Source organism: Marinobacter vinifirmus (assembly GCF_002258215.1).
Taxonomy (GTDB): domain Bacteria; phylum Pseudomonadota; class Gammaproteobacteria; order Pseudomonadales; family Oleiphilaceae; genus Marinobacter; species Marinobacter vinifirmus.
In genome coordinates this window covers 1-8,829 of record NZ_NEFY01000038.1, presented here as the reverse complement: position 1 = coordinate 8,829, position 8,829 = coordinate 1, and the positions used below count along the sequence as shown (strand labels likewise).

The 8,829-nt window shown below is 59.3% G+C and carries 12 protein-coding genes and 1 other RNA gene; 5 read left to right on the top strand and 8 right to left on the bottom strand.

The window, feature by feature from the left end; all coding sequences use genetic code 11:
- On the bottom strand, positions 1-251 hold a 251-nt coding region (locus tag B9Q17_RS17545; protein WP_154707671.1), incomplete at its 3' end, for a hypothetical protein.
- A gap of 61 nt (positions 252-312) precedes the next feature.
- Between B9Q17_RS17545 and B9Q17_RS17540 the strand changes: the two genes are divergently transcribed.
- A complete protein-coding gene (locus tag B9Q17_RS17540) occupies positions 313-906 on the top strand; it encodes a hypothetical protein (protein WP_094626157.1) in 594 nt (197 codons plus the stop codon).
- A 34-nt stretch (positions 907-940) separates the two neighbouring features.
- On the opposite strand, the gene B9Q17_RS17535 is transcribed toward B9Q17_RS17540, so the two are convergent.
- The 6 genes from B9Q17_RS17535 to smpB form a co-directional block, all read right to left on the bottom strand.
- On the bottom strand, positions 941-1,567 hold the full coding sequence (locus B9Q17_RS17535) for a hypothetical protein (RefSeq protein WP_094626156.1): 627 nt from the start codon (positions 1,565-1,567) through the stop codon (positions 941-943).
- 22 nt (positions 1,568-1,589) lie between these two features.
- A complete protein-coding gene (locus B9Q17_RS17530; protein WP_094626155.1) occupies positions 1,590-1,799 on the bottom strand; it encodes a hypothetical protein in 210 nt (69 codons plus the stop codon).
- Between the two features lie 31 nt (positions 1,800-1,830).
- Positions 1,831-3,063, bottom strand: coding sequence for a tyrosine-type recombinase/integrase (locus tag B9Q17_RS17525; protein WP_094626154.1), 1,233 nt, complete (start codon positions 3,061-3,063; stop codon positions 1,831-1,833).
- Positions 3,064-3,242: 179 nt separating this feature from the next.
- Positions 3,243-3,607: a transfer-messenger RNA gene (ssrA, locus tag B9Q17_RS17520) on the bottom strand.
- An 82-nt stretch (positions 3,608-3,689) separates the two neighbouring features.
- The gene (locus tag B9Q17_RS17515; protein WP_094626153.1) at positions 3,690-5,111 is read right to left on the bottom strand and encodes a WS/DGAT/MGAT family O-acyltransferase; all 1,422 of its coding nucleotides are present in this window, start codon (positions 5,109-5,111) and stop codon (positions 3,690-3,692) included.
- Positions 5,112-5,133: 22 nt separating this feature from the next.
- Positions 5,134-5,616, bottom strand: a complete 483-nt coding sequence (gene smpB / locus B9Q17_RS17510) for an SsrA-binding protein SmpB (RefSeq protein ID WP_094626152.1) — start codon at positions 5,614-5,616, stop codon at positions 5,134-5,136.
- 179 nt (positions 5,617-5,795) lie between these two features.
- Between smpB and B9Q17_RS17505 the strand changes: the two genes are divergently transcribed.
- The 3 genes from B9Q17_RS17505 to B9Q17_RS17495 all read left to right on the top strand — a co-directional run bounded on the left by B9Q17_RS17505 (position 5,796) and on the right by B9Q17_RS17495 (position 8,081).
- A complete protein-coding gene (locus B9Q17_RS17505; RefSeq protein WP_094626151.1) occupies positions 5,796-7,292 on the top strand; it encodes a sodium-dependent transporter in 1,497 nt (498 codons plus the stop codon).
- Between the two features lie 64 nt (positions 7,293-7,356).
- The gene (locus B9Q17_RS17500) at positions 7,357-7,803 is read left to right on the top strand and encodes a type II toxin-antitoxin system RatA family toxin (RefSeq protein ID WP_022988314.1); all 447 of its coding nucleotides are present in this window, start codon (positions 7,357-7,359) and stop codon (positions 7,801-7,803) included.
- Entirely contained in the window at positions 7,803-8,081 is a 279-nt protein-coding gene (locus tag B9Q17_RS17495; protein WP_094626150.1) for an RnfH family protein, read from the top strand. The genes B9Q17_RS17500 and B9Q17_RS17495 overlap by 1 nt, the downstream gene beginning before the upstream one ends.
- Before the next feature lie 3 nt (positions 8,082-8,084).
- Here the strand turns inward: B9Q17_RS17495 and B9Q17_RS17490 are convergent, their stop codons facing one another.
- Entirely contained in the window at positions 8,085-8,417 is a 333-nt protein-coding gene (locus tag B9Q17_RS17490; protein WP_058341809.1) for an outer membrane protein assembly factor BamE, read from the bottom strand.
- Between the two features lie 123 nt (positions 8,418-8,540).
- On the opposite strand from B9Q17_RS17490, the gene B9Q17_RS17485 reads away from it, so the two are divergent.
- Positions 8,541-8,829 (top strand): transcriptional repressor (locus B9Q17_RS17485; protein ID WP_094626149.1); only part of this gene is annotated, 289 nt, incomplete at its 3' end.

Sequence of the window (8,829 nt, the reverse complement as noted above, 5' to 3'; positions counted from 1 at the left end):
AGCAGGGTCACGGTCTGGGGGTACATCGTGTGGGGGTATCTGCCAGGGTGGCAGGCCATCACCAGGAACCGGGGCGCTCGGTTGGTGGTGAGGTCTGGCAGCTGGTGGCAGCCGAGAGCCCCGGCGCGGGGCTTGGCCCGGTGGTATGGCTGGCGGTTGGGTTCAGGGCCGGAGGCCAGCAGGGTGCAGGCGTTGGCAGGTTGCCCGGCGTTGTGATCCAGCAGCGGCGGCATGGCCGCCAGCAGGGTCACGGTCTGGGGGTATCTGCCGGGGCGGCAGCCGGGAGCCCGGAGCGGGGTTTGGCCCGGTGGCATGGCTGGCGGTCAGGCTCAAGGCCGGAGGCCGGCAGGGGCTGCCGTGGGCCGGTTCTCCGGTGGTGTGATCCGGCAGGGGCGGCAGGTCATCACCAGGAACAGCAGCGTTCGGGTTGGTGCTGGGGTGGTCTGGCAGCTGGCGGAAGCCGGGAGCCCCGGCGCGGGGCTTGGCCCGGCGGTGTGGCTGGTGGTGAAGTTCAAGGCCGGAGGCCGGCAGGGTGCAGGCGTTGGCCGGTTGCCCCGCGGTGTGATCCGGCAGCGGGCAGGCCGCCAGCAGGGTCACGGTCTGGGGGTACATCGTGTGGGGGTATCTGCCAGGGTGGCAGGTCATCACCAGGAACCGGGGCGTTCGGTTGGTGGTGATGAGGTCTGGCAGCTGGCGGCAGCCGGGAGCCCCGGAGCGGGGCTTGGCCCGGTGGTATGGCTGGCGGTCAGGCTCAAGGCCGGAGGCCGGCAGGGGCTGCCGTGGGCTGGTTGCCCCGGCGGTGTGATCCGGCAGCGGCAGCAGGGCCGCTGGAAGGGGCACGGTCTGGGGGTATCTGCCAGGGTGGCAGGTGAGCACCAGGAACAGCAGCGTTCGGGTTGGTGGTGAGTTCTGGCAGCTGGTGGTAGCCCGGCGGTTGGGGTCAGGGTTTGGAGTCTACCGCATTTATTTGGCTATATGCCGCCTTTGCCTCTGTGTAGAGCTGCTTTACAACACTGCTCCCCCCTCGAAACCCCGTTGCCTTCATTTCATCGGCGGCACGTTCTAAGGCTTCATCGTGTTTCATTCCCTCGGCTTTGAATCGGTTGACCGTGACCCAGGCAAGGCCCCTAAAGTTCAGCCGCTGGCGGGCTCCCTCCATTTTTACGCCTTTGTGTATCTTGCCGGAGATACCAAAAGCCTCGTCAAGTGTTCTAACTTCAAAGTCAAACAATCGGTGTGCGGCCTGGCTTACAATACTTGCGCACCAATCCGGTAAGGGCGTCTTAGTCACTACGCACCAGTTAAGGGCTTCAATCAGTGCCAGCGGTTCCCCCGCCTCCCATTCCATCTGTTTGCGGGGCAGAAGGTCCCTAACTATGTAGCGCCGCTCCTCTTCCCCTGGAACATCTTGTAGGCAGGTGGTTAGCACTGTTTGGCTAGTGGTAAGGCCATTGGCAGACCGCCACGCATCGGCGGCGGCTTCAGACTGAAAAACCGGAGATATAACCCGCTCCCACGGCTCCCCATCGGGGCCGGTGGTGCGTAATAAAACCACATACTCAGTCATTGAAACCGCCAGCCCCGGCCCGTCACTTGGATTCGATCAGGTCAAACAGTTGGTCATTCAGCAGTTCGGAGGCAGTAGCCAGGCCGCCAATGAACAAATCCTTGTCCAGGAATTCCGGGCGGCCCGTGCATCCCCTGGCGGCTAGAATTTCCTGTTGAAGCTTGGCAATTACTCCGGTGGCTTCTCTCAGTTTTTCCATTTGTTCCGCTTGCAGTGTTTCCATAATGGTCATGGCTTGTTTTCCTTTTGGGTGGTGGTCAGGTTCAGGCAGTTTTGCCACGGTTCAGGGGGACAACATTCCCTTTGCCGGTTCTCAATTCATCCAGGTAATCGGCCCACGTTTGCAGCATGGCGCGGCGGGCTTCAAGGTGGGTGGTTCGGTTGTAGGCCCTGCCGTTGGCATCCCGGACTGAGTGGCCCAATTGCTGTTCAATGTATTCAGAGGGAAAGCCCAGCTGTTCCGCCAGCACCGTGCGGGCCATGGCCCGGAAGCCGTGGGCAGACATTTTGTCCTTCAGGTCTAACCGTGCCAGGGCGGCCCCGATGGTGGCGTTACTCATGGGGCGTTTTCTGTCCCGCACGCTGGGGAACACATACCGGCCCCGGCCCGTGACTGAATGAACCTCCCGAAGGATTTCCACAGCCTGGCGGGGGAGTGGGGTTACAAGCTCGAACCCGGTTTTACTGGCGCTGTAGTGCCATTCAGCCGCGTCAAGGTCGATATCGGCCCATTCCGCTTGGCGGAGTTCACCGGGGCGAACAAACAGCAGCGGGGCAATCTTGAGCGCGGCACAGGTGGCAAAGTGCCCCGGATAGCCATACAGGGCTTTCATAAGCGGCCCGATTTCTTCCGGCTTGGTAATGGCGGGGTGGTGTTTGGTTGGGGGTACTTTGAGGGCATCCCGCAGGTCTGGGGTAATGTCCCGCTCAACTCTCCCGGTGGCGATCCCGTAGCGGAAGACTTGGCCGCACAGCGTTTTAACGCGGCGGGCGGTCTCTATATGGCCCTTTCTTTCTACCTTGCGCAGGACTTCCAGCAGTTCACCGGGGGTGATTTCGCCAATGGGGCGGCTGCCAATATGGGGGAAGGCGTGCACCTCAAGGCGGCGGAGGTTGCGCCCCGCGTGCTCAGCAACAACGGCGCTTTGGTGTACCTCCTGATGCCATTCACGGGCCACGGCTTCAAAGGTGTTCACAGCTGCCGTATACCGGCTGTGCTTCACCTGTTTGCGGTGGTTGCTTGGGTCTATACCCTTGTCCAGCAGGGCGCGGGCCTCATCACGTGCGGCCCTGGCATCTTTCAAGCTGACTTCAGGATATACCCCCAAAGCTAAGAGCCGTTCTTTTTTCGCGTAACGGTACTTCAGCCGCCAATACTTCCCGGATTTCTGAACGTGCAGGAACAGCCCGGCCCCGTCGAACAGCTTAAAGGCGCGGTCTTTGAACTCGGCATTCTTTACGCTGGTTGCTGCCAGCTTGTTAACGGCCTGACTCATCGTTGCAGGTGTCCATCTGGGGGTACAAAAAACTAACCTTGGGTCATGTACCCCCTAATGTACCCCCACTTTTCCCGGCTTTCAACGTATCCAGACGGACAGTAACGAAACAATCAGGCAATAAAAAACCCGCTGTGGCGCGGGTTTGAGAGGTTTTCGGTTTTCTGAGATTCCTAATTTGGTGGAGACGGCGGGAATTGAACCCGCGTCCGCCAGCACTAGGCCTTGAGATCTACATGCTTAGTGTCCTTCTATTGTTTTAACCTCAAGCGACCCGAAGGCCAGGGTGCAAGAGGCGAGCTCTTTAAATCTTAGCCTTTAGCCAGTGAGCTCTGGATAAAGGAGCATCCCGTAAGCGATGACGTCCTGAGATGTTGCTTCCGAGCTACGGGCGACCCGGTCAGGACGACTAGCAGCTTACGCTGCTAGTGCGTAGTTTTCGTCGTTTGCGACTATTGCGTTGCAGCTTTGGATTAACGAGATTGGCTGCCATCTCGACATGCACCCAAGGGTTCGCCACCAGCGTCGAAGCCATGTCGTCCCCTCTTACTTGGAGTATATGTGGGCGGCTCCCGATACTTCAAGGGGTGTTTCACTATCGTCGCGGTTATTTATACCTATCCGTATCACGACGCAGCGCGAAGATCCCCGGCCGAGCCCTTGGCCTTTGCGGCCTGGTACAGATTCCGGAAGCTGTCGCGGAAGTATTCCATCACCGCAACCGGGTCTGCCGGGATGCCTTTGTCGATGGTAATTCCGAACTGTACGGTGCCGGCGTAGCTGAAAATGCTCATGCCAATGCCGATGTTGCCGCTCTGGGGTACCCAGAACATGGGCTGAACCAGTTTGCTGCCGGCCAGGTACACGGCGTGCCGGGGGCCGGGCACGTTGGTCAGTACCGCAGAGGCTTTTTTGCTGAGCAGGTCCAGTGCCCGTCGTTCCAGGATATCGGGGCCGCGACCGAACAGATCAAGCAGGCTGTAGGTGACCTGGGCCTGGTAGGAACGCTTTAGCCGGTTCATGTTTTCCTGCACCTGGCGGAAGCACATGAGAGGGTCGGTAACTTCAACCGGCAGGCCCACCAGTACCAGGCCGAACTGGTTGCCCAGGGTCTCGATCGGCTGGTCCAGCGGGCGCAGGTTGAAAGGCACTGCTACCCGAATGCCACAGTCCGGGATGGTCTGGTGTTGTTCGGTGAAATGCCGGCTCAGGGCACCGGTGGCGGCGCACAACAGAACATCGTTAACGGTGCCGCCAAGTATTTTGGCGCAGGCTTTGACGTCATCCAGGTCGAGCGGTTCGGCCCAGGCGACCTGTTTGCGGCCAACCAGTTGTTGTTTCAGGCTGGTTTTCGGTTCGAAGGGAGCCAGCCCGAGTTTTACCAGGTCCGCAGCAATGCCGCCGGCCGTGGTGGCGAGCTTGAGCGGGTAGTTGGGTTCTTCACGGACGGAATCCAGGAACAGTCTCACCTGCTGCCACCCTGCCTGGCTGCTGTCTACCAAGCGGTGCAGGAAGCGGGAGGCGGGCGTGCCTTCCGGTTTTTTGGCGGGTTTCGGTTTGCTGGAGATTTTTTTCAGCCTGGCTTCGGGAGATTTATCCGTAAGGGAAAGCAGTACCCGAACCAGGGAGATGCCGTCTGCTATGCAGTGGTGAATGCGCACCAGCAGCGCGCAGCCGCCGTTAAAATTGTCGATATAGTGGATTTGCCAGAGCGGGCGCCGGAAATCCAGGGCGCTGCTGTTGAAGTCGCTGGCCAGCGCCTGGAGTTCATCCTTGCCGGCTTTGCCGGGCAGGGCAATGCGATGCAGGTGGTTGTCGAGATCGAACAGCGGGTCGTCTTCCCAGTAAACCCTGTCGCCTTTGTCTACGATGCGCTGGCGGAAACGCCGGAACTTCAGGAAGCGCTCCTCCAGGGTGCGCTTCAGGCGAGTGATGTCGATCGGCTTTTCGAACATCAACACCGCCGAAATCATCATGGGGTTTTCCGGGGTGTCCATGCGCAGCCAGGACCGGTCTACCGACGACATGGCTGCCCGTTGTGGTGACATACCCCCTCCTTGTGTCTCAGCCTCAGGTGTTGGCTTCGCGCATAATTCGCTGCTTCTGCCGGTTCCAGTCCCGCTCTTTTTCTGTCGCCCGCTTGTCGAACAGCTTCTTGCCTTTTACCAGGGCGATCTCGCACTTCACTTTGTTGCCTTTCCAGTATAGCGCCAGCGGGATACATGTGTGCCCGGCCTGGTTGACCTGGCCGATGATCTTTGCAATTTCCTTGGCGTGCAGCAGCAGTTTCCGGGTGCGGGTGGGGTCGGCAATCACATGGGTAGACGCAGTGTTGAGCGGCATAATGTGGGCGCCAAGCAGCCAGGCTTCGCCGTCTTTGAGCAGGACATAGGCATCCACCAGTTGCGCCTTGCCGGCACGCAGAGACTTCACTTCCCAGCCAAGCAGGGCCAGGCCCGCTTCGAAGCGTTCTTCGATGTGGTATTCGTGCTTTGCCTTCTTGTTCAGGGCAATGGTGTTACTGGTGGGTCCGCTTGCTTTCTTCTTGCTCATGAATCCTGTCCGGGATCGGAAGAATGACTTGGCCGGCGGTTAACAGAGGGCCGGCAAAGCGGGCATTGTAGCTCAGGTCTGCCAGACGGGTCACGATTTCGCCGCCGGGGTGCCACAATGGTCGTTTGCCGCCACCGGCATCGGCTACAATAAGCGGCTATAGCTTTTCAGGGGCCGGAATGCCGCACAAGTACCAGACATCCATAGGGTCGTTTACCCGTAAATCCAGCTTCTTCTGGGCCTCGGTTGGTGCAACCGTGGGCCTTGCCAACCTGTGGCAGTTTCCTTACCTGGCCAGCATTCACGGTGGCGGCCTGTTTATCCTGTTGTACCTGGCGAGCCTGTTGCTGGTGGCTTTGCCACTGATGGTGACAGAGGCGGTGTTCGGGCGGCACTCCCGGCACGGGATCGTGCTGGCCATGGATGGCTTTGTGCGCAACGCCGGCAGCCACCGCTTGTGGCACCTGACCGGTCCCCTGAGTGTGATTGCAGCCTTCCTGGTACTGTCATTTACCGCAGTGTTTGGCGGCATTGTGCTGGCCTATGTGTTTGCCGGTGCTTCCGGCCGGTTCAGCGGTGCGACCACAGCTTCCGCTTCGGCGGTGCTGACCGAGCTGGTTTCAAGCCCGGAGCGTTACCGGGAGTTTATGGCCTGGCACGGGTTCTTCCTGATACTGGTGCTGGCGGTGTCGGCCCGGGGTGTCGTGAAGGGGTTGGAGCGTTCGCTGCGTATTGTGGTGCCTTGCACGTTAGTGTTGCTGGCGGTGTTGTTTGCCCTGTCCGCCGGGCATGGGCGGCTGGAGTCCGGGGTTGATCACATTCTGACCTTTCGGCCGGAACAGTTAAGCCTCGACAGCATCAAGGCAGCCTTCTTCCATGCATTTTTCACCCTGGGGCTCGGGGTCGGGGTATGGGCGATCTTTGGTGCCTACACCACGGCGGAAACCCGCCTGAAACGATCTATTCTGGCGGTGGTGCTGATGGATACCCTGGTGGCAATCGTTGCCGGTGTGATGATGTTTTCCATTGCGCTTGACGGCACCAGCCTGGATGGCGAGCGAGGCTTCAGCCTGTTGTTTGTCTCTCTGCCGGTGGCACTGGCCCAGGTGCCGTTCAGCCAGGTGGTGATCACCGCGGTATTCCTGCTGGTGGTGCTGATTGTCTGGGCGACGTCTATCTCCCTGCTGGAGCCCGTGGTGGGCTGGTTGCGGGAATGGCTCGGCGCGCCAAGGGGATGGTCTGTGGTGTGTGTGGGCCTGGCGGTGTGGCTGGCGGGCCTGGCCTCGCTGTTTTCTTTCAACGTCTGGGCCGACTATCAGCTGGCAGGAGCCACGGTTTACCGGTGGCTGGAGCTGGTGACCGGCGGCATCCTGATTCCGGTGGTTGCCATGCTTGTTGCCACCTTCGCCGGCTGGTGTCTGACTCGCCGCTACAGCGCGCAGATTCTGGGCGATGCCCCGGCGTTTTTCCGCAAGCTCTGGTATTGGGTGATGCGGCTGGTGCTGCCGGTTGTGGCGTTGTGGATAGGTATCCAGTACACCATTTTTTCACTGTCCAATCTTTGTGATAACGGCAACGATGCGATCTGGTGCGGGCCGGGTACGCCGGTTGCCGAAGCTTCGGCACCGGTGGAAAACGCCCCAAACGGGCCGGATATCCAGTATCATGGTGAATGACCCATCGGCCGGTGACAGCGGTTGGTGTCAGTAGTAGCAAAAAAGCGCAGGAATTCCGTTTTACATGGCTCATCAGATTGATAAAACCGCGCTGGTTATGCATTCGGCCGAACGCATGTTCCACCTGGTCAACGACGTGGCGCGTTATCCCGAGTTTCTGCCCTGGTGCGCCGGGGCGGAAGTGCACGAGCGTACCGATGCCGAGATTATGGCGTCACTGGAAATCGCCAAGGGTGGTGTGCGACATCGCCTGACTACACGCAACCAGCTGCTGATGCCGGAAAGCATCGAAATGAAGCTGGTGGATGGCCCGCTCAAGAACCTGACCGGTCGTTGGCATTTCCGGTCGCTGGACGACAATGCCTGCAAGGTTATCCTCACGCTGGAGTTTGAGTTTGGCGGCTCGTTGTCCCGAATGACCTTCGGCCCGGTCTTCAACCAGGCTGCCAACACCATGGTGGACGCCTTCTGCCGTCGCGCAGATGAAATCTATCGCGGAGGATTGGTGTAATGCAGGTAGAGGTGGCATACGCCCGGCCCGACAAGCAGCAGATTGTGCCGGTCAAGGTTCCGGAGGGAACCACGGCGCTGGAGGCGGTAAAGCTTTCGGGTATTGTGGATATCTTTCCGGAAATCGAGCCGGACACGATTGATATGGGCGTGTTCGGCAAGGTGATCAAAGATCCGGCCAGCCACGAGTTGCGGGAAGGCGACCGGGTAGAGCTTTACCGGCCGCTCAAGATAGACCCGAAACAGGCGCGCCTGAACCGGGCCAAAAAGAAAGCCTGAAGCTTAGTAGGCCGGGGTTTCTTCCAGCAGCTGGGCTTCGTAGTGGCTGTACTGGTCGCCGTTATAGTAAACGATGATGCGTTGTTCTTCGATGTCACCACCCCGGCGCTGGAAGGTGTACACGTAGTATTCCCTGGAAGGATCGACCGGGTTCAGCATCAGCGGGCTGCCCAGTACCGCGTGTACCTGGCTGCGTGGCATGCCTTCGGAGAGTTCAGTCAGCTCTTCGTCGGTAACAATGTTTCCCTGCTGTACGTTGATCTTGTAAACGCCGGGGAAGACGCAGCCTGACAAGGATAAAATGCCAATAAGAATGATAGCGGTGAGCTTTTGCATCGCCAGGGGAAATCCTCTATCTTGAAATCGCCTGCCTTTGGCAGGTGTGAAACGGGTTTAACCGTTGAACGGCGGCTTCATCATACCGGAAGCCGTAAGGCACACCAACGAGTGAATAGTAGCATGCCATCTGAAAACGCCGAATTACGAAAAGTCGGTCTTAAGGTTACTCTGCCCAGGGTGAAAATCTTCAATATTCTGGAGAACGCCAAGGAGCATCACCTGAGTGCTGAAGACGTCTACAAGAAGTTGCTCGATCAGGGTGACGATGTGGGCCTTGCGACCGTTTACCGGGTGCTGACCCAGTTTGAGGCAGCTGGCCTGGTATTGCGCCACAACTTTGAAGGCGGCCATGCTGTGTTCGAAATGGCCGGCGACGATCACCACGACCACATGGTCTGCACCCAGACCG

Excerpts from the sequence above, each read along its gene's own strand:
- B9Q17_RS17540 (WP_094626157.1), top strand. The coding sequence starts at position 313 with ATGGCTGGCGGTCAGGCTCAAGGCCGGAGGCCGGCAGGGGCTGCCGTG.
- B9Q17_RS17535 (WP_094626156.1), bottom strand. The coding sequence starts at position 1,567 with ATGACTGAGTATGTGGTTTTATTACGCACCACCGGCCCCGATGGGGAG.
- B9Q17_RS17530 (WP_094626155.1), bottom strand. The coding sequence starts at position 1,799 with ATGACCATTATGGAAACACTGCAAGCGGAACAAATGGAAAAACTGAGA.
- B9Q17_RS17525 (WP_094626154.1), bottom strand. The coding sequence starts at position 3,063 with ATGAGTCAGGCCGTTAACAAGCTGGCAGCAACCAGCGTAAAGAATGCC.
- B9Q17_RS17515 (WP_094626153.1), bottom strand. The coding sequence starts at position 5,111 with ATGTCACCACAACGGGCAGCCATGTCGTCGGTAGACCGGTCCTGGCTG.
- smpB (WP_094626152.1), bottom strand. The coding sequence starts at position 5,616 with ATGAGCAAGAAGAAAGCAAGCGGACCCACCAGTAACACCATTGCCCTG.
- B9Q17_RS17505 (WP_094626151.1), top strand. The coding sequence starts at position 5,796 with ATGCCGCACAAGTACCAGACATCCATAGGGTCGTTTACCCGTAAATCC.
- B9Q17_RS17500 (WP_022988314.1), top strand. The coding sequence starts at position 7,357 with ATGGCTCATCAGATTGATAAAACCGCGCTGGTTATGCATTCGGCCGAA.
- B9Q17_RS17495 (WP_094626150.1), top strand. The coding sequence starts at position 7,803 with ATGCAGGTAGAGGTGGCATACGCCCGGCCCGACAAGCAGCAGATTGTG.
- B9Q17_RS17490 (WP_058341809.1), bottom strand. The coding sequence starts at position 8,417 with ATGCAAAAGCTCACCGCTATCATTCTTATTGGCATTTTATCCTTGTCA.